This window comes from Paenibacillus sp. FSL L8-0644 (genome assembly GCF_038008165.1).
Classification (GTDB): Bacteria; Bacillota; Bacilli; order Paenibacillales; family Paenibacillaceae; genus Paenibacillus; species Paenibacillus polymyxa_D.
This window is the reverse complement of record NZ_JBBOYN010000001.1, coordinates 1,658,024-1,679,404: the sequence shown is the minus strand read 5'-3', so window position 1 is coordinate 1,679,404 and position 21,381 is coordinate 1,658,024. Positions and strand designations below refer to the sequence as shown.

Genomic DNA, 21,381 nt, shown 5'->3' with positions numbered 1-21,381 from the left:
TATTATTTTGTTATTATCATTTTGTTATTATCAATAAAATAACACATATTCCCCATAATATCAATATGACATTTATAAAAAACAAAGGCCGTTTCCCCTCCGATACGCTCGGTTAGAGGAAACAGCCTGATTCGTTCTCTGCCTTCCTATGAAACTTTAAAGATCACGAAAATTGTATGGTATCATCAAAAGGCATTACATTTATCATCATTTCATGGGTCATATATGAGCAACAGTTGTATAAAGATATGATGACTCCCCGATTAGCGACGCACTGCATCGGCCTTGGGATGCAAGGAATCCGGCCTCATATCTGTCCAATGTGTGCTGATATAATCCATACATGCCTCACGGCTGTCTGTCGGGTGAACGACCTCCCATCCAGTCGGTACATGCTGGAAATCAGGCCAGAGTGAATACTGTCCTTCTCCATTCATCAGCACTAAATAACCACCTTCATTCTGCTCAAAAGGATTAATCATGGTTTGTTTTCCTCCTTGCGATTGTGATGTATTGATTTAGAAAGCCTGTATAGTTTTGCTGCCATCAGTTTTCCAATATGAGCCAAGGGTCCCGGCTGGCACAGATCCTTATGACGGCAATCCAGTTCATGCTGCTCTAGCTGTCCATCAATATAGGGAAGCCAGGTTTCCGGAGCAATTGGCTCAAACCAATCTGGGATAATTGTAGATCGGAAAAATAATATATCGCCTTTGTACCGTCTCGGAACGTACTCCCCCAAGATACGCACAGAATTTACATAAGTATCCTTGAGGTTTAAAATCGTCTCCTCGCTGAGGCTGGCCAAGGCGCTACCATCGCTTCGTAAGATATGCAGAGCGGTGGAAAGCCGCAAAGGCTCATCATTCAGACTATCCGGGTCATACCCCCCCAGAGCCAACAGAGCGATTAACGCTTCCTCCTCATCTGGTCCTCCCCGCAGCGGCAAATGGTTGCTTGGGTAGGAATCCAGCATGGTCAGAATCGCAATCGTCTCTCCTTCGTATTGAAGCTGTGTCGCTATTGCATGAGCTACATTCCCTCCCAAAGACCACCCCAACAGATGATACGGTCCTGTGGGCTGAATTGTGCGAATATGACGAATATAATCGGCTGCCATATCATCCAGTGTCTGCGGCAATTCCTCCTGTCGGGCGATCCCGCGAGCCTGTAAGCCATAAATCGGATAATCCTTGCCCATGGACTGGATCAAGCCCGCATAACACCAGCTTAATCCGCCTGCCGGGTGTACACAGAACAACGGAGCTTGCAATCCGCTTGTCCGCAAAGGCAGCAAAACGTCCAAAGCCCCTTGACTGGCACCTACGTTCAACTGCTCGGCTAGGCCAGCCACTGTTGGCGTTCCAAAAAGGTTGCCAATGCCCAACTCGATACCCAATGCCTCGCGGATTCTACTAATTAGCTTCACAGCCAGCAATGAATGACCGCCCAGATCAAAAAAGCCATCATCTATACCGATTCGCTCCATGCCAAGCGTCTCGGCAAACAAATCACACAGGATTTCCTCCTGTGGCGTTCGCGGTCCCCTTCCTCCACCCGCAGCCATCTGCATGGGAGCAGGTAATGCTTTACGATCCAGCTTGCCATTAGGTGTAAGCGGGAGATCGGATACCGTGACAAAAGCTGACGGTATCATATAATCAGGCAAGCTGACTCCTGCATGCAGTCGGAGTCTGGACGCTTGCGGTTCACCGCCAGGTACAGGAACAATATAGGCGACGAGTCGTTTGTCCCCCGGCTGATCTTCGCGGACAATGACCGCTGCCTGAGCCACATCATCATGCCGAACCAGCACCGCTTCAATTTCTCCCGGCTCCATGCGAAAACCACGTATTTTGACCTGCTGGTCAGCACGTCCGGCATACTCCAGCGAGCCGTCAGACCGCCAGCGGGCCAAATCACCTGTCCGATACATCCGGCTCCCCGGCAAACCATACGGATCGGCTACAAAACGCTCTGCCGTTAGAGCGGGTCTTCCCAAATAGCCTTGTGCCAATCCAGCACCGGCGACATATAAATCACCCGTTACACCCGGCGGGACAGGCTGAAGTCGATGATCCAGCACATACACTTGCAGGTCAGGGATGGGACACCCAATCAGACTGTTTGCTTTTTCAGCCACCATATCACGGTCCAACGCAATATAGCTGACATGTACAGTTGTCTCCGTAATCCCATACATATTCACCAAGGTAGGAGTATCGTCTGTATGACGCTCATACCATGCAGGCAGCCGGCCCAGTTCCAGAGCCTCACCACCAAATACGACATAACGCAACGCCAGCTTTTGTGAAAGGACAGGCTGTTCAAGATCAGCCTGCATCAGTTGATAAAATGCCGAAGGTGTCTGATTGAGCACCGTTACGCTCTCGTTCACCAGCAATTGCAGGAATTGCTCCGGAGAACGACTGACAGTATACGGCACAATGACAAGACGGCCTCCATGCAGCAACGGTCCCCAAATTTCCCATACTGAAAAATCAAACGCATAGGAGTGGAACAGAGTCCATACATCCGATGGACCAAAATGAAACCAGGGCTGCGTCGAATCAAACAAACGCGCGACATTTTGATGAGGAATAACTACTCCCTTTGGTTTTCCGGTAGAACCGGACGTATAAATAATATAAGCAGGATGAAGCGGCAACAAAGGCATCAGACGGTCCGCATCCACCGGGTTCCGGTCGGGATATGACTTCAGCTCCTTATTTGTCTGAGGATCCTCCAGTACAACCGGGAATACCGTGCTTGTTACCGGAATTGAGGATATTGTCACGTGAATGCTGGTAATCATCAGAGCAGGTGAAGCATCCTCTAGCATATATGCGAGACGGTCTGCCGGATAATCAGGATCTAGCGGCAAGTAGGCGGCTCCCGATTTAAGCACAGCCAGCAATGCAATAACCATATCCAGTGACCGAGGAAGCGCCAGCGCCACAATGCGATCTGGACCTGCACCACGCGCTATCAGCAGATGCGCCAGTCGATTGGCACGCGCGTTCAATTCCTCATAACTTAGCTGGTTGCCTTCGTATGAAACTGCAACAGCTCCCGGGGTACGGGCAGCCTGTTGTTCGAATAAAACAGGCAAGCTCGAGGTAGACGCTTGGTTAGGACAAGTGCTCGCGTTCGTGTCACCGTTCCACTTCACGAGAATTTCGTGTCGCTCCTCGGGTCCCAAAATATCCAGGGCCCCTATCGGTTGTTCTGTATTAGCCACCGCGGCCACCAATAGTCGCTCCAGCCGTACCTTCATAGCTTCTATCGTTTCTCTTTTAAATAAATCGGTGTTGTATTCGATCCATCCCTCGATTCCATCAGGTCGCCCGTCTGCGGTCCGACACTCGCGCAGCTCCACCGTCAGATCAAATTTCGCTGCACCCACGCTGGCCAATTGCAGTTGAGTTTCCACACCGGGCAACAGCAATTCGGGATCAGGGGTGTTTTGTAAAGCAAGCATAACTTGAAACAATGGATGTCTCGATCTGGAACGTGTAGGGTTCAGCATCTCTACAAGCCGCTCGAAGGGTACATCCTGATGTTCATACGCATCCAGACAAGTACGACGGACCCGTTCCAACAGCTCACGGAAAGTAGGGTCGCCCAATGTGTTGATACGAAGCACCAGCGTGTTGATAAACAAGCCCACGAGATGATCCAGTCCCTCTGCGTTACGTCCCGCTATCGGACTGCCCACCGGGATATCCGTCCCTGCACCCAATCGGGTTAGCAATGCGGCCAACCCGGCCTGCACCACCATAAACAGGCTGGCCCGACTTTCACGAGCCAAACGCAGCAACTGCTCATGCAATTCGGGAGCGATACGCAATACAACGGTATCTCCCCGGTAGCTGGCCTCGGAAGGGCGTGGATAGTCTGTAGGCAGATCTATTTGATCCGGTAGACCTTTCAATGCGTCGTGCCAATAAGCAAGCTGCTTGTTCATCAGGCTACCAGCCTCGTTCTCCCTTCCAAGCAGATCCTGCTGCCATAGCGCATAATCCGCATATTGTACAGGCAGCATCGGCAACACCGGTGCCATGCTTTCAGGATGTGCGGATTGTTCCGCATGTGCATTACGGTCGATGTGCGCAGCATAGGCTGTAGCCAAATCACGTGTGAGTGCATTCAGCGACCAGCCATCTCCGACAATATGGTGCAACGTCATAAGCAGCACATGCTGGTCAGCAGACAGCGTGAACAGTTCGGTTCGCAAAGCCGGCTCCACTGCAAGATCAAAGCAGTAACGTGACCCTTCAGCAAGCATGTGTGGCAGCTCTGCCTCACAAATTTTCGTCACACGGAGTACAGGCCAAGCTTGCTGCATTTCCAGAATGACCTGCTGCGCTACACCTTGCACATCTGGAAAAATCGTACGCAGCGTCTCATGGCGGGCCACGATGTCTCCTAAGGCAGCTTGAAGTGCCTCCACATTTACATCCCCCGACATACGGATAACGAGTGGGATATTATATGTAGGGCTTGGTCCCTCCATCCGATGCAGGAACCATAATCGGCTCTGGGCGAAGGAGAGAGGAATTCGTTGTGGACGTACGGCCGGAAGCAATGAGGGCCTTAAGCTCTGCCCTTGGTCCAGTCGTTCCGCAAAACTGGCAACCGTAGGAGTTTCAAACAGGCGGCCTATATTCAGTTCTACCCCGAATACCTCCCGGATTCTTGCCATCAAGCGTGCGCCAAGTAGCGAGTGACCGCCCAGATCAAAGAAACTGTCATCAATACCGACTATCGGTAGTGCCAGCACTTCTGCGAACAGGTCACACAACATGGCTTCCTGTGGTGTTCTGGGAGTACGGACGTGGAGAATCTTATCCATAACAGGAGCAGGCAATGCCTTACGGTCCAGCTTCCCATTAGGCATGAGCGGCAAGGCCCCCAGCATCACAAACGCTGAAGGTACCATATAATCGGGCAGACTCGCAGCGGCATATTCACGTAACGCCAGTGAATGCAAACGATGAGGCGATGAGCCCAAGTCCCCTCTTATACTTTGATATCCAAAAGGTTCGGCAGGCGCTTTTTGTTCGGATTGCTCACTTTGTCCCGATGACCTACCCGGCTCCTGCTGAATAGTCTCTGTCTCAGCTCCGGTAAGCACCGGCGTTGCTGCGGCAGCGATCGGTACGATATAGGCAACCAGCCGCTGATCGCCCTCTCGGTCCTCACGGACAATCACAGAAACCTGGGCTACATCGGAATGCCGCGCCAAAACGGCTTCAATTTCACCCAGTTCTACGCGGAAGCCGCGAATTTTAATCTGGTGGTCCGCACGCCCCCCGTATTCAAGAGATCCATCCAATCTCCAGCGGGCCAAATCTCCAGTTCGATACATGCGGCTCCCCGGAGGGCCAAACGGATTGGCTACAAAACGCTCCGCTGTCAAATCCGGGCGCCCATAATATCCCCGAGCCAACCCATCCCCGGCAATGTACAGGTCCCCTGTGACCCCTGCCGGAACTGCCTGAAGACTACCGTCAAGCACGTACACTTGCGTATTGCGGATAGGTCTGCCGATAGCCGGTGTTCCCGTGTCCCCTTTTTCGATGGAAGCTGCAGTAGACCAAATCGTCGTTTCGGTGGGACCGTACAGATTCGTAATGCGGCAATCCAGACGCTGGAGTGCATGCAGCAATTCCTCTGGAAGAGCCTCGCCTCCAACCAGCACCCGCAAGCCCCGAATAGCCTCTGCATGTTCTGTTGCCAGCACATGCCACAGCGTAGGCGTCGCCTGCATCAGGGTAGGCTGTGAACGGTTAATCAGCTCGGCCAAAGCAGACGGCTCCTGAACGGTTTCCTTCCGGGCAATAATCAGTTGCGCACCATTCAACAAGGGTAAATAGATTTCCAGTCCGGAGATATCAAAGGATATCGTCGTAACTGCCAGCAGTCGATCCTGCTCACACAACGTGAATTGATCCTGCATGGCAAGCAAAAAATTTGTCAGGCTCTTGAAAGTAATAACGACTCCCTTCGGCTTGCCCGTTGAGCCAGAGGTATAAATAATATACGCAGGATGGTCCGTGGATAAAGGCTGAACACGTTCACGATCCGTAGGATTCGTATCCGGGTAGGCTGATAGTTCATGATTATGTCCGTTCAAAACAGCCGCCGAATCCCCTTGGCCGCTTCCTCCATCCAAAAGCATACGTGGCACAGAAATGTCTGCCGGAATGCGGTCCGCTACCTGGGCATTGGTTAAAATGCAGACCGGAGACGCATGCTCCAGCACATAAGCAACACGATCCTGCGGATAATTAGGGTCCAGTGGAACATAAGCCGCGCCCGTTTTAAGCACAGCCAGCATCCCTATAACCATGTTGACGGAGCGAGGGAGCATCAGGGCAACGATCTGCTCAGGTCCTGTCCCATGAGCAATCAGCCAATGGGCCAATCGGTTCGCCCGCTTATTCAGCTCCTTATAGCTAAGCACCATGTCGTTGTCACATTCCACAGCTACAGCATCAGGTCTAAGTTCCGCCTGTAGCTGGAGCATTTCCTGTAAGGAAGCGACTGGCATCGGACTGGAAGAACGAGTCCAGCCCTTCAGTATAAGCTGACGCTCCGCAGGCAGCAGGAGGTCGAATTGTCCAACCGGCTGTTCTGGTTCCGAAGCTGCGACCTTTGTAAGCAACTGCAAGAAACGCTGTTGATGCTCTTCTATTTCCCGTTTGCTATACATAGCAGGGTTGGCATCCCAATCTATGCGCAATCCAGATCCGTCCGACCTGTCATAGACATTCAAGGACAGATCATCAACCGGGCCTGCCGACAGATTATGTGTAATTCCGCGAGAACCGTTAAAATTCAGCTCATAGTCAAATGGCATAATATTGACCAATGGACCAAACAATCTCCTGTTTTCACTAAGCAAGCGCAGATCACGCCGTAGCTCCTCATGCCTGTATTTTGCATGACGCCGTATCTCACCCAGCTCCTGTACCAATTGACGGAGCAATGTGGCTACCTTCATTCCTGGCTGAATCGACAAACGCAGCGGCAACAAATTCATCACCATACCCGGCACACGGAGCGAGGCTGAGCCTAATCGGTTCATCATTGGCAAGCCAAGTATAACGTCTTGTGCACCTGTGAACCGGTGAATATAAATAGCCATTGCCGCCAAAATTACATCCGGCCAGCTCACGTTGAGACGTTCCGCAGCCATCTGAAGACGTTCACGCTCCGCAGAGGTGACATGGGCTGTAACGCGTACGAAACCTCCAGCCATCGCTTCTTTCGAAGCTACATGCCCGGAGTTTCTCGTCGCATGGTCTCCCAAACTAGCCACCTCGAACCCATCGGCAAAGCGTTTGATCCAAAATTCACGCTCCTGTCCAAACTTCTCCGAGACGCGATAGACCGAATCTTCCTCCAATAGTTGGCTAAACCGCGGAAAGCAGCCCTCTTCGTCCAAGCGTCCTTCCGCCAAAGATGTGTACAGTTGAGCCACCCGCTGCGCTATGAGCGAAAAGCCAAAGCCATCCAATGCAATATGATGAACACGCTGATACCAGAAAAATTGATGATGACCTACCCGAAACAATGCCTGTGTAAACAGTGGCCCTTGGGTAAGATCAATCGGCTTCAGCAAATCATCCCTCATCCAGACTTCAGCAACTTTACGAGGGTCAGGAGCTGCGCTTACATCGATTTGGTGCAGCGTCCATTCCCCCGAAGGCATAATCATCTGCCAGGGTCCATCCTCATCCTCTCCGAACCGCAAATGCAGTGATTCAGCCTCTGCCATCGTGCGGCGAAGTGCTTCCTTAAAGCAAATGGGATCGACCGGCCCGTGAATTTCAACGTATTCACCGGTATTATAGGCCGGATTTTGCAAATCCATCTGTTGGGCAAACCAAATGCCCGCTTGCGCTCCCGACAAAGGAAGACGAATAGCCTGATGCTTGAGCATACATAAACCCTCCTTTAAAGGGAAAAATAGTCTAAATTAGGCATTGACTGCCTAGTTCGCGAAGACAATAGCTTCCACCAATCAGCAAGTGTCGGACGTTCAGCCAACTCCACGAACGTCACCCTTGCCCCGTAGCGGCGCCATTTTTCCACAAGACTCATCATACGAATCGAATCCAGTCCCCTATCCATCAGATTATCGTGGGCAGCCAATCCTTCCGCTGATTCCTGCAGCAGTCCTGCGACCTGCTCACGTACCAATTGTTCAGTTAACTGCGGAGCCGCAGGCACTTCCTTTTCAGCCATTGCTGAATCTAAAGTCTTTGCCTCGCTTTCTCTTTCACCAGGCTTCTGGTCAGCTATGCCTGTCTGAGCTGTAGCCATATTTACACTTTGCACCTGAGCACCTTCCGTTGCTGACCCCTTCGTAGTCTCCAACTCGTCAATCAAGGGGGCAGTCAGCATCGTAACCGCGCAACGCTCAGCAGCGTAAGTCAGGGCCATTTTGTGGTATTCCAGTGAAAAGTCCCCCAAGGCGTCAGCTACAAAAAAAGGCTGTATATCCTTCATAAATGCCTCGGTCGCGGTCATTAGACAGCCAATATGTGCGTAAATACCGGTAATCATGATCTGATCGCGATGATATTGCCGCAATATAGCGTCTAAATTGGTTTTTTGAAATGCGCTATACCTCCATTTCGTCATAACCATATCCTGATCCGAAGGGGCAAGCTCGTTCACAATCTCCTTTTGAACAGGTCCATCATCCATCCCCTTGCCCCAAAAATCCTGCTGTAGCCCCCTTTTCTCCGGAGCCTGACCTCCCGGCTGCGCCGAATAGATTACAGGTATCCCAAGCTGCTGGCAGTGGCTTTTCAACAACTGGATGTTAGCGATCAACTCCTTGACCGGAGATTGCCCAGCCTCAAAAGCGGTAACAAAATATTGCTGCATATCATGAATCAACAGCACTGCACGTCTGGGATCAGGCCGCCATGCCACTTTATTTTGGGGCATATCCGAAGCACTCGGCATCGGATAAGCTGAAATTGGAGGAATAGCCATCATATCGCTTCCTTTCATTTTTCATTACGAGTATCTGTCTTGCGTTATGTGTTCTTGCTCATCGTTATGTCTCCATGCGGTTCAGGTGCAGATGCTAGCTGCTGTGTAATCATTTCCCGCAATGCTTTTTTACTAACCTTGCCTACACTGGTCTGTGGAAACGCTGTTATAAACTCAATTCTGTCAGGAATTTTGTAAGCCGCCAAACCACGTTCACGCAGAAATTTCTTCAACTCCGTTACGGTCGGTACCATCTCATACGGGATAATAAAAGCACAGGAACGTTCACCCAAATATTCGTCAGGCATGGCTACAATCGCTGCATCATGCACACCGGGATGGGCCAGCAAATGATTTTCAATCTCCTCAGCCGCCACCTTTTCTCCGCCCCGGTTAATTTGATCCTTCGCTCGGCCTTCCACAATCACATTGCCATCGGGACTCAACCTCACCAAATCGCCCGTACGATAAAATCCATCCCGCGTAAATGCTCTTGCATTATGCTGATCCGCCTTATAATAACCCCGAATCGTGTAAGGTCCGCGTGTAAGCAAATGGCCTACCTCTCCCGGTGCCACTTCTTTGTCCTCATCATCCAATATTTTAATTTCATCGTCGATTGAAATGGGACGTCCCTGAGTTGCTACAATGATATCCTCCGGATCATCCAGTCTGGTATAATTGACCAGCCCCTCCGCCATACCAAACACCTGTTGCAGGGTACACCCAAGTTCCGGCTTTATGCGACGAGCAGCCTCCTCATTGAATTTGGCTCCCCCTACTTGAAGCACCTGAAGACTGGACAAATCACAGGTTCTCGACGAAGCACTATCAAGCCATACCAGCGCAAGCGGCGGGACCAAAGCAGTAATCGTCACCTGCTCCTGTTCAATCAATGGAAAAGCATCATCTGGACTCGGCGTAGGCGCAAGTACAATTTTAGCTCCCGCATATAAGGCTCCGAAGACACCCGGAGAACTGAGCGGGTAATTGTGAGCCATGGGAAGCGCAGCTAAATACACGCTATCTTCATCCAGACCGCATATTTCAACACTGCCCCGCAGACTGTAAATATAATCATCGTGTGTCCTTGGAATTAGCTTGGGCAAGCCTGTACTCCCACCGGAAAGCTGGAGAAAGGCAATATCCCCCGCAAGCACCTGGGGTAACGACTGATCAGGTTGGATATACAATCCGGATAGAGCCGTAAATTCCTGCGGCTTGCCCACAACAATGACATGACGCAGGGTTGCCACTCTGGCTTGTACCTCTCTGGCTAGTCCACGATAGTCAAAGCCCGAATATACATCTGGAATGATATAAGCAACCGCCTCGGAAAATTCACCGAAATAGGCAATCTCGCTACTTCGATGAGCCGGAAGCGAGAATATGGGTAACGCCCCCAATCTGAACAGCGCAAAGCATACATCAAAAAACTCCGTAACATTTGGCAACTGAACGATGACCCGATCCGTCGATCTAATTCCCAATTGGTAAAATCCGGCTGCCAGACGATCTACTTTTTCGTCCAATTCACGGTAGCTTGTACTTGTTTGGCCGTCCGTCACTGCCGTCCGGTCACCTTGCGATACTGCACGCTCCCGCAACATTTCTCCAAAGGTCACTCCCTCCCAGTAGCCTGCCTTCCGGTAACGCTCGGCAAATTCCTGCGGCCATGTAGGGCATCCGGGCAACATCATGATATTCCTCCTCTTTCTGTATCGTTCTCGTTATTCATGCTTCAGTCCCAATGCCTGAAGCATGGTTCCAAACTTGGCTGCTGTTTCCGCCAGTTCGTCTTCCGGGTTTGAAGCCGCCACAATGCCTGCCCCTGCAAACAAACGCAAGGAATGCTTTGCAGCTTCTGCACAACGGATCGTAATCACCCATTCTCCATCTCCTGCTGCATCACACCATCCAACAATTCCCGTGTAAAAGCCCCGATCAAACGATTCGATATCTCGGATAACCTTTTTGGCCTGCTCTGTAGGCGAACCGCATACGGCTGGCGTAGGATGCAGCGCCAGGGCAACGGCCAAAGATGAAACCGTCAAATCCACTAATTCCCCCGTAATTTCAGTCGAAAGATGCCACATCGTCTCTGTTTGTATCAGCGAAGGCTCCTGCGGCACATCCAGTCTCCGGCATAGCGGTCTGAGTGCCAAGGCCACCGCTTCAACGACTACCGCGTGCTCATGCCGGTCCTTGACTGATTCCAGCAATGCCGCAGCCCGCAGCTTATCTTCGACAGGATCATCACTGCGAGGTGCAGAGCCAGCCAGCGGATTAACCGTCAGATGCAGCCCCTCTCGGGAAACGAGCAGCTCGGGGCTAGCTCCAATCAGCGTTCGCTGTTCCACACCGACAACAGCCCCGTCCGAGCCTGCTTCTTCCGCCTCCAAAGCGGGTAAATCAACAGCGAAGGTATAGCCTTTGGTATTATGTCTGGCTAAATTATGCAAATAACTTGGAACGTCTACTTGTTCCGAAGTATCCAGCTGTAGTGTTCTGGAGAGCACGATTTTGTTCAGCTCCCCGGACGCAATATATTTCAGGGCCTGTTCCACCCCCTGTACAAACTCCGACGGTTCGGGCACGGAACGAATACCGTAGTCCGGAGCCTGCCCAAGCTTTGTCGGGTTCACACGGCTGGCAGCATTCGCTGAATCGGCAGCTTTCCCATTCTCGGAGTGCCAGTTCGTAGAGTGAGAATGAAGCGGCCCCGCCCATCGAGTCTCTGCCGGAACCAGAAGCTGTGCAGCCCGTGAAGCATCAAAGGGAATAGCTCCCACCACAATCGGATGTCCACCGTGGGACTGACGCACACTCTCGAGCAACGTGGCTACACGCCCGGTCAATCCGCCCTCCGTATCGCTTGCCTCCCCATGCGGCAATGCCCCCAACGTACCTTGGGCCAGTAAAGTCCGGGTGGGTGACGCAAAAAAGAAGGAAGAGCCTGGCTTGTAATCTTTTAGCAAGTGAGTCGCTTGCACTTCAAGCGCAGTATTGGATTTCATACGTTATTGCCTCCTATTCCATTGTTTTCTGTCACGATTGCCATTACCTATTCCCATACAAGACCGCTGCATTCCACTCAGACACCTAACGTAGCGCCACCATCAATGCGCAAATCATGCATCGTTATATGGCGTGACTTGTCCGAAGCAAGAAAAACAACAGCATCCGCGATATCTGCCGGATCAGCCAACCTTCGCAGTGGAATGCCGACCTTGTAAGCGTTCGGCGATCCGTCAATAGCTGCTTGTGCCCCACTTTCATCAGACCACAGGGACCACTGCATTTCTGTCTCCGTAGAACCTGGGGACACCACATTACAGCGAATATGATGGCAGGCAACCTCCAATCCCAAGCATTTAGTAAACATCGCCGAAGCGGCCTTTGAAGCTGCATAAGCTGCCATATACATACGAGGTACAGCTCCCGCATTGGAACCCACCGTGACAATCGAACCCGATTTCCGGGGAATCATATGCTTCACCACAGCCCGGGATATGTAAAAGACACCGTTTGTGTTTACAGCAAAGGTTTCCGTCCAGTCACTGTCACGGAGCGTGTCTACTAGCCCAATTCGTAGCACACCCGCAACATTCACCAAAATGCCAACTGGTCCGAGATGATGCTCAATCTGCTCTACCATCTCGTCGACAGCCGCACGATGGCTGATATCGACAGGAAAAGCCGTTGCACGATAGCCGTCACGCACCAGCTCGTCTACCAGCCTGCTCACACCTTCTGCGTTTCGGTCTACAGCGGCAATGATTGCTCCCAATTCGGCCAGAGAACGCGCCACAGCAGCACCGATACCTTGGGCAGCACCTGTAACCAGAGCTACCTTCCCCTGTATTCCGTCATCACTCATGTTCATTCCACCCTTTCCAGCGAAATCAAAAGAAGCAGTTTAATGCCCAGTTTCTACTGTAATCATCATTCATTTTGAATTTAAATAACTAATAATGATAATCATTATCAATTAAGAGTTACAAAATATGATAACTAAACCATCAATTACAGTCAATGTTGAAAATCGTCTGTTTTAGTCCATATTTGTACATTTAAGAAAATTATCAATTCAAAAAAACCTCTCCTGGTAGCATCGGAGAGGTTTTTTTTGAATTTTATCCCTTTTTATACTCTATATCCCTTTAGATATCTTCATTTTTTGGTTCTTTTTATAGTTTTAGTGACAAACCGAAGCAAAACGAACGGCTCTGCTCACCAGTACTGGCAACACGGATATATGGCCTTCATCTGCAAATTCACGGAATTCTACATGCAAGCCCGAATCATTCACATTTGTTAAACGCTCGGCAAGCTCCCTGGCCTTTTCCTGCATACCACTTGAATGTCCTGCTTCCAGCTCACCCACCGCAATCAACAGCCTTTTGTTCCGTTGTTCCTGAGCTGTGGAGGCTAAAAAGTGTTTCTCTTCCTCCATAATGGCCCTCCCGCCCCAGTGAATAGAGGGACTTCCCGCCACATAGACCTGAAAAGAGCCGGGTCTTGTAAACAGGGTATGTAATACGAACAGGCCCCCTAATGAATGACCGAAGATCGTTTGTCGGCTGCGATCAATGTGAAAATCATGCTCCATTTCAGGCTTTAGCTCATCTTCAATAAATGACAGGAAATGCTCGGCTCCCCCGCTTTCAATAGGTGCTTCTCCATTTGGTTTTACAGGAAGCTCTACTGCCGTTCTTGGTAGTGTAAGATCGTAATATCGAGAAGGATGGAACGGAGCCTCTGTTGGGTAGCCTATTCCTACAATGATAGCTGGGACAACCCCCGTTTTGTCGGGTCGTCTGCCCTGAACACGCACCGCTTCCACCATGGTTCCAAAAACAGAATTGGCATCCAGTACATAAATAATTGGATATCCGGATACAGGAGGTTCCTCAGCAGGGATGGCAATATAAATATGATACTCACGGTTTTCAGCCTGTGAATACATCACTCGATGCTGACTTCGAGGAACGTACACAGCTCCATGTGCATCACTGGAACGATGAACATGCGTAAATAGGTCTTTCACGGGAATAACCTCCTATAGAACCTCAATTTCAATTCAATTAGGCCGTTTTTTTCATGAGCAAGACTACAAAATAAGGGACCCCGATCACCGCAATAATCAGCCCAACGGGAATTTCCGCAGGCGCAACCACCGTTTTGGCAACAAAATCAGACAACAGTACCAGCACCATACCCACCATGCCGCATACGGGAATCACAAGACGATGATGAAGGCCAACCAATCTTCTGGCGATATGAGGGGACAATAATCCTACAAAGCCTATTCCTCCTGAAACAGACACACAGGCACTCACCAGTCCAATGCTGGACAGCAGAAGAATAGACTTTTCCTTTTCGGTCGCAACGCCGAGACTTTTAGCTGTATGTTCATGCAATTGAAATAGATCCAGAACATACGATTTCAACCAAATAACAGGGATCAAAATGACAAGCCACGGAATTACGGCGGCAACCAGCTTCCAATCCGCACTCCAAATACTGCCCGACATCCATACTGTCGCCATCTCGAAATCCGAGGCTTTCATTTTCAGCGATAGATATAAGCTTAAGGAACCGAAGCCAGAGCCAATCGCGATACCTACGAGAAGCAGCCGCTGTGGATCCAGGCGTCCTGCTTTCCATGCAAACAAATAGATCAGCAGTGCAGCCATCAATCCTCCAATCAAGCCAAAAAAGGGCATAGCCAACGCCGCAGTCCAGCCTGTCGTTTCCATCTGTCCTTGGTAAAAGAACATAAATATGACGATGGCTGCCCCCGCCCCTGCATTAATGCCCAAAATGCCGGGATCAGCCAAGCCATTCCGTGTAACTCCCTGTACCGCCGCCCCAGCAATCCCCAGCCCCAGACCGACCAAGGCTGCAATCACAATACGAGGTAGCCGAAAATCAAAAATTACCAAATCCAACTGCGGAGTAGGATGAATACGGAACAACGTCTGAACCACTTCCTGCAGAGTCATGTCAAACTCCCCATGGGTCAGACTAATATAGGAGGCTACTAAAATGAGCGCAGCCACGCTTAAAAGTACGAGCCACAGGCGTTTTGCACTGATTTTACGCATGCTCTCCCCCTCCTTTTCTACGTATTAAGTACAGAAAGAAAGGGATGCCAATGACTGAGGTAACCACACCAATAGGCGTTTCAAACGGATAATTTAGAAAACGGCTCAACACATCAGACATACCCAAAAAAACGCCACCGATCAAACCAGAGCATGGAATGACCCAACGGTAATCTACTCCGATTAAATATCGGGTGATGTGCGGAATCAATAAGCCAACAAAAGCAATTTTTCCTGCCAGCGCAACAGAAACACCCGTCAGCAATGCTACACAGAGCATCGCCCCCAGCTTGACCGGTAATGACCGCTGTCCCAGGCCTGTGGCCACGTCGTCGCCTAGCGACAGTAGTGTTATTGGCTTGGCCAGCAGCATCGCCCCCACAACTGCCACAAGAGCAAAGGGAATTGCCAATTGGATCATCCCGGGATCCATCTGATGCAGTCGTGCGTTAAACCAGAAGCTTACATTTTGCGATACATTAAAATAAATGGAAAGAACGGCCGACAGGCTGCTTAAAAACGTGCCGATGATTGTTCCCAAAATGGCCATACGAACCGGAGCAAGACCCCCGGGAATCATCCAGGCTAAACCGAATACAATAGCTACCCCAAGAGCCGATCCTACAAAAGAACTGCCGATCAGCCCCATCGAAGTGGAGTTCGGCGCGAGGATCATCATTAAGGTGATCACAAATGCCGCTCCATCTGACACGCCCATAATGGAGGGTGAAGCCAAGAAATTCCGCGTCATTCCCTGCATAATGGCTCCTGAAATCGCAAGAAAAGCACCAATCAATATAGAGCCGACCGCTCTAGGCAGACGAGAGTTTAATACGACCTGATGATCTACATTCCCAGCATCAAAATGGAAAAAGGTAGCAATTACCGTCTCCCATTCTATCGTCTTGGCTCCGTACATCACAGACAGCAGTAACGTTAACACGATAAACAAGGGAGAGACGAAGATGATAAGGTAAGGAGAGATTAATTTTTTTCCCATGTTCCTACCTTTACTGCGAAAGTCGGTTCATAACCGCTTCCAAAAAGGCTAGTTTGCTCCATGAAGTACCGCCTTGAGCATTGGGATCTACGATGTTGACGAAGGTTTTCCCATTCTTTACGGCGCTGATACTGCTCCAAATCGGATTTTTCTCCAGATCTGCTAATGCCTGCGGCTGATCCTTGTTCTCTCCTTCTGAGAATTGCACGAACAGATAATCAGGGTTCATATCAGCCAACTTCTCCAAAGAAACTGCCTCTTGTGCTTTTACTGTATTTAACTCTTCCGGTACTTTAGCTCCCAGATCAACATATAGCGAAGGATTGAAATATACATCTGCAGGATATACATACAGATTACCTGTACGAATCCGTACCATAAGCACCTTTTTGTTTTCCCATAATGGCTTGAGCTTCTGTTGGGCCGCCTGAGCATCTCGCTTGTACTTGTTCAGTATCTCTTTCGCCTTCGCCTCTTTGCCCGTAAGTTGCCCCAACATGAGCAGGTTCGCTTCCCAGTTCGTTGAAATATGAGATACTGGAATCAATGTAGCGACCTTCCCCAGCTGTTCTGCCACCGCAGGCCGAAATTTGGAGCTCCCAAGAATCACATCTGCCTTCAGTTTCAGGATCGTTTCAGCACTAGGCTGCATTCGGTCACCAACATCTGCGGCTCCTTCCATCGCTTTTTCCATGTATTCGGGGAATTTTCCTCCCGAAGTAACCGCCCCAGTCGGCTTTACTCCCAGGACAGCCGCATCTTCCATCGCTTCCAGACTTGCTACAATAATATGATCCGTCTTGGTCAGCTTATAAGTCTTATCTAGATATGTAATCGTCTTGGCACTTTCTCCGTCGGAAACTGACGTCTGTGTCGATGCATTGGAATTCGTTTGAGCCGAGCTATCCACCTCCTGCACTTTTCCACCACACGCTGTCAACAACAAACTTGCCGATAATAAAGTACACACCCCTACTGCAAACTTCTTCATAACCTGAATGGCTCCCCTCTACTGCTTGATTACAGATAATAGTTATCATTATCAATGATAACTATTATCAATAGTAGGAGAGAAATCAGTGCATTGCAATATTTTTTCTAATATTTATTAAAAAGGTGAGCTTTTTCCCTTGGAATCACTGCATCTAAGAAGCATCAGCCTTCCTCTCTCTGCTGAACATCATCCACATTCCATTCTCTATAGAACTGCTCCAGATACATCTCCATCCATTGATGCCGAACCTCCGCCAGCTCTCGGGCATAAGTGGTATTCATTAAATCCTGGAGCTTGAGCAGCTTTTCGTAAAAATGGTATATGGCACTTTTACCTGCGGCACGATACTCATGCTGTGAAAAATCTTTATCCGGGTGATGCATCATACTGCCTTTTGAGCCTGCATACATAAAGGTTCTTGCAATCCCAATTGCTCCAAGAGCATCTAACCGATCCGCATCCTGCACAACTTGACCCTCCAGCGTCTCCATGGGCGGGTTTTGTCCACCATTGTAGGACATCGTAGCAATAATAGTCATCACGTGCGCGATTACCTCCAGATCATTTACATGCAGAAGCAGCCACTGCTCTACTTTATCCAGCCCGGCTTGTTTGGAATCATTTAATTTTTCATCCGCTACATCATGCAGCAGTGCTGCCAGTTCACAAATAAACGAATCTGAGCCCTCTTTAGCAGCAATTTTAAGGGACAGCTTTCTCACCCGGTCTATATGCCACCAATCGTGGCCACTATGATCATGCGCCAACTGTTGCTGTACAAAGGGCTCTGCCTTTTGAATAATATCTGCACAAATCGCTTCCTGTTGCTCCGTTCGTCTCTTCATATGTCACCTTTCAATCCAGTCCATACTTTCTATGGTAGGTTCGTTTGATTTTTTAATGCAAACCACATCAATCGTAGTCGCGGAAGTTCTTTTACATTTTCCCTACCCTATCTCTAATCCTATATAACTTAATTCCGTATCTTACTCTACTCCACGACACCAAGCTCGCGGTTCTTCTCCTTAAAGCGGCTGTTATGAGAAGAAACATATGCCGCTTTGTCAGCTGCCGGATCAATATACAGCTTCGCGCTGTTCAGCGCAAGGGCGGCATCTGTGAACGCACCGGCAATCAGATACAGCTTACTTCCGTACTCGACAAAATCGCCTGCCGCGAAAATCCCCGGCAGATTCGTTTCCAGCTTTTCGCTCACTCGGGCATGCCACTCCCCCATATCCAGTCCCCAATCCCGAAGCGGACCGAAATCGGATTTTAGTCCATGATTTACGATGACTGCATCGACATTCAGCACCTGTATTTCGTCCGTATCTACATGACTGATCGTTACCTGTTCAATCGTCTCTCCATTGTTGCTATGTAGCTGACTCACCGCGTATGGCGTGAGAACACGGACCGAAGATGATTTCATACGCGCTACATTTTTCTCATGTCCACCAAAGTGATCCCGACGATGTACGACGGTCACACTCGCCGCAATAGACTCCAGCTCATTCGCCCAATCCACTGCTGAGTCGCCCCCACCGGAAATCAGGACGTGCTTGCCCCGAAATGGCTCTAGCTCTTGTACAGTATAATGCAGGTTCGTAACCTCATAGCGGTCCGCCCCCTCAATCTCCAGCTTAGCCATTTTGAGAATACCATAGCCTACTGCCAGAACGATCGTGCGTGTCCAATGCTGTTCCCCTGTGGCAGAAGTTAGCAGGAACGTGCCATCCTCTTGCCGATCCAAACCAGTGATCTGCTGCCCCAGCACAATGGTAGGCTCGAACGTCCGCGCTTGCTGCTCCAGCTGATCAATCAGCTTTTCACATAAAACCGGGGTAACCCCTCCGACATCCCATATCATCTTCTCTGGGTATATGCGCATCCGTCCGCCCAACTCATGCTTGGCTTCGATCAGCTTGGTCTTCATATCTCTCATTCCACTGTAAAATGCGGTATACATACCGGCAGGACCACCGCCGATGATCGTTACATCATATAATTCCAAGGACACTGTCACTCTGCAACTCTCCCTATCATAGCGTAATATGTCTGCTTTTATTATAAGTGATAATAATTATCAATATCAATTAGGAAATAAAAACATGGCCCTTGGAGAGGTTTTCGTGACCTTAGAACTACATCTTATGGGTTAATATAGCTACTCATGCATGGAAGCATCCATATATTCATTTCCTCTTTCGTTCTATCAAGTGAATGTTTCAAAAAAGTTACTTCCATCGATCATCCAATACTGTTCAGATGAAGGTACCTCGTTCATAAAGTTTTGATATTCTCCTTTCCACCCCACTGGGACATAGTGTTCAAACGAAGCTGGCTCAGGAAATAGCGAATAGAGAACTTTCTCATCAAAGTTAACATACAGAGCAGGATAAAACTCCAGCACTTCATCCTGATGCTGAATAGCATCATCCAGCAACTGGAGCATTGAAGTTAGCTCCCCTGTAGCCACCTTATATTCACAGATGTGATCCAAAAATGCTCCTGCTGTGGTTTCATCCAAAATAGGGATACCAAACCGTTCCTCCATCTCGGTATTCAAAAACCAATATTCTCTTTCCGTCACATACCAATTCCAGTTTCCTTCAAAAATAACACCAACAATGATGTTTTGCGCATATTCAGGCCATAATTTCATGAGCTTCTCGCGTTCCCCTCTTTCTCACTCACAATTCGATCCAAAACCGGTTTACACGGTTTCCGTCTTCCTCTATGTAATCCTTGTCCGGCATTCCGCCGTTTTGTATGATTGTTTTTTTGGAGGAAATATTATCGGAGTCGCATACGACCAGGACTCGGGAAATCCCCAGCTCTTTTGCTTTTTCCAGCGCCAAGGCCAGCATTGTAACAGCGTACCTGTTCCCTCGTGCAGAAGGACGGATACCGTAACCGATATGACCTCCGGCATTCATTAGGTGTTCGTTAAGGACATGCCTGATATTCACCGCTCCCACAACCTGTTCATTCGCATTCACAAGCCAGTATGTGGAGCTTTTGACCCAGCCTTCAGACAGGTTCATTCCATTTTCCTGATTACTTAAAAACGTCAGCATACCTTCAAAATCGTACGGCTCTACAGAGATCACCCAAGGTACCATATGCTCCTGACTCTGTTTCCATTCCTCATAAAATGAAAGATAAGCTTCCTTCCAGTCCTGATCCGGCTTTACCAATCTGACGGTCTGCATCCCACTCACTACCTCCTCTTTAAACACTCAATTTGTCTGCTATTGCTTTATACCTCAATATCCATGAATTTTTGCGCCCAATCTGCAAAAGAGAGCTTATCATCCCAAGTGATTTGCTTCATCGCTTTGGCACATCCCCAGTTTAGAACCTGCTGATGCAGCATATGCACCCGGAAACGCTCAGTAAATCCTTCTTTAGCTTCCATCCCTTGTGCGTAGGCAGTAAGAAAACCTTTTGCCAATTCTTCTTCGCCGTTCTCCAGATACATGGTGGTTATTTTCGGAAGATCTGCAACCCCATCCCCAAAATAGGCTGTCGTAAAATCAAAAAGACCACTGACTCCCCAGCCCTTATTCCCATTCTGCACAAGGAAATTTTGCGGTTTAAAATCCCCCATCACGAAAGTGGCAGCTTCCAGCTGATCGAATGCTTGACGGGAGCCTTCCAATATTTCCTCTACCCATTCCAAATCCTGTACAGAAATGTTCGAGTATTTTTTGGCATCCTCTAGCCAATAGCGAATTCGTCCATACAACCATACTCGATAAGAGACTTCAAAAGGACGAATGCCTAGAGTTGTTGTATCCAGCTCTCCACTGTTCTTAACCTTCCATCTATGAAGCTCTAACAAAACAGTAGCAAGCATTTCAACCATTTGCTGTTTATCCAGCGAGGTCAGCTTTGCTTGCAACTCAGGTGTATGTATATGCTGACCGTATAGACGGGGCATAAGTGCATAGCTCCAGCCAAAAATGTCCTCTGTATGATCCACAAGATACGGTGTTGGCACGGGAATTGGAGTCCGCGTCTGTATTTGCTCCACCATAAATTTTTCTTCTACCCATTGCCCTGGAAAAAGTGGGTTCCCCTTCAGCACAAACTGCCCAGCCGTTGAGGAAACATAAAGAGTTTGCCCTAGGACACCTTCTGCCGTTTTTTCGTAAGACAGCAAACGTCCCAAATCAAAACGATTCAGCATCCTTTGCACTTGATCAATTGTTACCTCGCCTAGCCGATTAGATGAGAAATATATGGTCGTCGTCATC

At 49.2% G+C, this 21,381-nt stretch carries 15 protein-coding genes; all 15 read right to left on the bottom strand.

Features of this window, described 5'->3' with window-relative positions:
- Positions 1-263 precede the first annotated feature (263 nt).
- Positions 264-482, bottom strand: coding sequence for an MbtH family protein (locus tag NSS94_RS07545; protein ID WP_307348818.1), 219 nt, complete (start codon positions 480-482; stop codon positions 264-266).
- Entirely contained in the window at positions 479-7,951 is a 7,473-nt protein-coding gene (locus NSS94_RS07540; protein WP_341039109.1) for an amino acid adenylation domain-containing protein, read from the bottom strand. The genes NSS94_RS07545 and NSS94_RS07540 overlap by 4 nt, the downstream gene beginning before the upstream one ends.
- Positions 7,952-7,965: 14 nt before the next feature.
- Positions 7,966-9,015 carry an isochorismatase family protein gene (locus NSS94_RS07535; protein WP_341039108.1) on the bottom strand — a complete coding sequence of 350 codons (1,050 nt, stop codon included), beginning with the start codon at positions 9,013-9,015 and terminating at the stop codon, positions 7,966-7,968.
- Between the two features lie 44 nt (positions 9,016-9,059).
- Positions 9,060-10,712 carry a (2,3-dihydroxybenzoyl)adenylate synthase gene (locus NSS94_RS07530; RefSeq protein ID WP_340933887.1) on the bottom strand — a complete coding sequence of 551 codons (1,653 nt, stop codon included), beginning with the start codon at positions 10,710-10,712 and terminating at the stop codon, positions 9,060-9,062.
- Positions 10,713-10,745: 33 nt separating this feature from the next.
- Positions 10,746-12,032: an isochorismate synthase DhbC gene (gene dhbC / locus NSS94_RS07525; RefSeq protein WP_341039107.1), complete on the bottom strand. Its 1,287-nt coding sequence runs from the start codon at positions 12,030-12,032 to the stop codon at positions 10,746-10,748.
- A 77-nt stretch (positions 12,033-12,109) separates the two neighbouring features.
- The gene (locus NSS94_RS07520; protein ID WP_322251360.1) at positions 12,110-12,895 is read right to left on the bottom strand and encodes a 2,3-dihydro-2,3-dihydroxybenzoate dehydrogenase; all 786 of its coding nucleotides are present in this window, start codon (positions 12,893-12,895) and stop codon (positions 12,110-12,112) included.
- 318 nt (positions 12,896-13,213) lie between these two features.
- A complete protein-coding gene (locus NSS94_RS07515; protein ID WP_340933886.1) occupies positions 13,214-13,984 on the bottom strand; it encodes an alpha/beta hydrolase in 771 nt (256 codons plus the stop codon).
- 118 nt (positions 13,985-14,102) lie between these two features.
- Positions 14,103-15,125 (bottom strand): FecCD family ABC transporter permease, encoded by a 1,023-nt coding sequence (locus tag NSS94_RS07510; RefSeq protein WP_341039106.1) that lies wholly within the window; start codon positions 15,123-15,125, stop codon positions 14,103-14,105.
- Positions 15,118-16,125, bottom strand: a complete 1,008-nt coding sequence (locus tag NSS94_RS07505) for a FecCD family ABC transporter permease (protein WP_039269698.1) — start codon at positions 16,123-16,125, stop codon at positions 15,118-15,120. Before NSS94_RS07505 ends, NSS94_RS07510 begins: the two co-directional genes overlap by 8 nt.
- 10 nt (positions 16,126-16,135) lie before the next feature.
- Positions 16,136-17,116, bottom strand: a complete 981-nt coding sequence (locus NSS94_RS07500) for an ABC transporter substrate-binding protein (RefSeq protein WP_029516428.1) — start codon at positions 17,114-17,116, stop codon at positions 16,136-16,138.
- A 164-nt stretch (positions 17,117-17,280) separates the two neighbouring features.
- Entirely contained in the window at positions 17,281-17,964 is a 684-nt protein-coding gene (locus tag NSS94_RS07495) for an HD domain-containing protein (protein ID WP_341039105.1), read from the bottom strand.
- Between the two features lie 146 nt (positions 17,965-18,110).
- Positions 18,111-19,145, bottom strand: a complete 1,035-nt coding sequence (locus NSS94_RS07490; protein WP_103047635.1) for an NAD(P)/FAD-dependent oxidoreductase — start codon at positions 19,143-19,145, stop codon at positions 18,111-18,113.
- A 189-nt stretch (positions 19,146-19,334) separates the two neighbouring features.
- Positions 19,335-19,784, bottom strand: coding sequence for a hypothetical protein (locus NSS94_RS07485; RefSeq protein WP_165144977.1), 450 nt, complete (start codon positions 19,782-19,784; stop codon positions 19,335-19,337).
- Positions 19,785-19,812: 28 nt separating this feature from the next.
- Entirely contained in the window at positions 19,813-20,334 is a 522-nt protein-coding gene (locus NSS94_RS07480; RefSeq protein ID WP_341039104.1) for a GNAT family N-acetyltransferase, read from the bottom strand.
- Between the two features lie 47 nt (positions 20,335-20,381).
- Positions 20,382-21,380, bottom strand: a complete 999-nt coding sequence (locus tag NSS94_RS07475) for an aminoglycoside phosphotransferase family protein (protein WP_341039103.1) — start codon at positions 21,378-21,380, stop codon at positions 20,382-20,384.
- Between the last annotated feature and the right edge of the window lies 1 nt (position 21,381).

What these genes read in the sequence shown, in the direction of transcription:
- NSS94_RS07545 (WP_307348818.1), bottom strand. Translation starts at nt 482, where the DNA reads ATGATTAATCCTTTTGAGCAGAATGAAGGTGGTTATTTAGTGCTGATG.
- NSS94_RS07540 (WP_341039109.1), bottom strand. Translation starts at nt 7,951, where the DNA reads ATGCTCAAGCATCAGGCTATTCGTCTTCCTTTGTCGGGAGCGCAAGCG.
- NSS94_RS07535 (WP_341039108.1), bottom strand. Translation starts at nt 9,015, where the DNA reads ATGGCTATTCCTCCAATTTCAGCTTATCCGATGCCGAGTGCTTCGGAT.
- NSS94_RS07530 (WP_340933887.1), bottom strand. Translation starts at nt 10,712, where the DNA reads ATGTTGCCCGGATGCCCTACATGGCCGCAGGAATTTGCCGAGCGTTAC.
- dhbC (WP_341039107.1), bottom strand. Translation starts at nt 12,032, where the DNA reads ATGAAATCCAATACTGCGCTTGAAGTGCAAGCGACTCACTTGCTAAAA.
- NSS94_RS07520 (WP_322251360.1), bottom strand. Translation starts at nt 12,895, where the DNA reads ATGAGTGATGACGGAATACAGGGGAAGGTAGCTCTGGTTACAGGTGCT.
- NSS94_RS07515 (WP_340933886.1), bottom strand. Translation starts at nt 13,984, where the DNA reads ATGTATTCACAGGCTGAAAACCGTGAGTATCATATTTATATTGCCATC.
- NSS94_RS07510 (WP_341039106.1), bottom strand. Translation starts at nt 15,125, where the DNA reads ATGCGTAAAATCAGTGCAAAACGCCTGTGGCTCGTACTTTTAAGCGTG.
- NSS94_RS07505 (WP_039269698.1), bottom strand. Translation starts at nt 16,125, where the DNA reads ATGGGAAAAAAATTAATCTCTCCTTACCTTATCATCTTCGTCTCTCCC.
- NSS94_RS07500 (WP_029516428.1), bottom strand. Translation starts at nt 17,116, where the DNA reads ATGAAGAAGTTTGCAGTAGGGGTGTGTACTTTATTATCGGCAAGTTTG.
- NSS94_RS07495 (WP_341039105.1), bottom strand. Translation starts at nt 17,964, where the DNA reads ATGAAGAGACGAACGGAGCAACAGGAAGCGATTTGTGCAGATATTATT.
- NSS94_RS07485 (WP_165144977.1), bottom strand. Translation starts at nt 19,784, where the DNA reads ATGAAATTATGGCCTGAATATGCGCAAAACATCATTGTTGGTGTTATT.
- NSS94_RS07480 (WP_341039104.1), bottom strand. Translation starts at nt 20,334, where the DNA reads ATGCAGACCGTCAGATTGGTAAAGCCGGATCAGGACTGGAAGGAAGCT.
- NSS94_RS07475 (WP_341039103.1), bottom strand. Translation starts at nt 21,380, where the DNA reads ATGACGACGACCATATATTTCTCATCTAATCGGCTAGGCGAGGTAACA.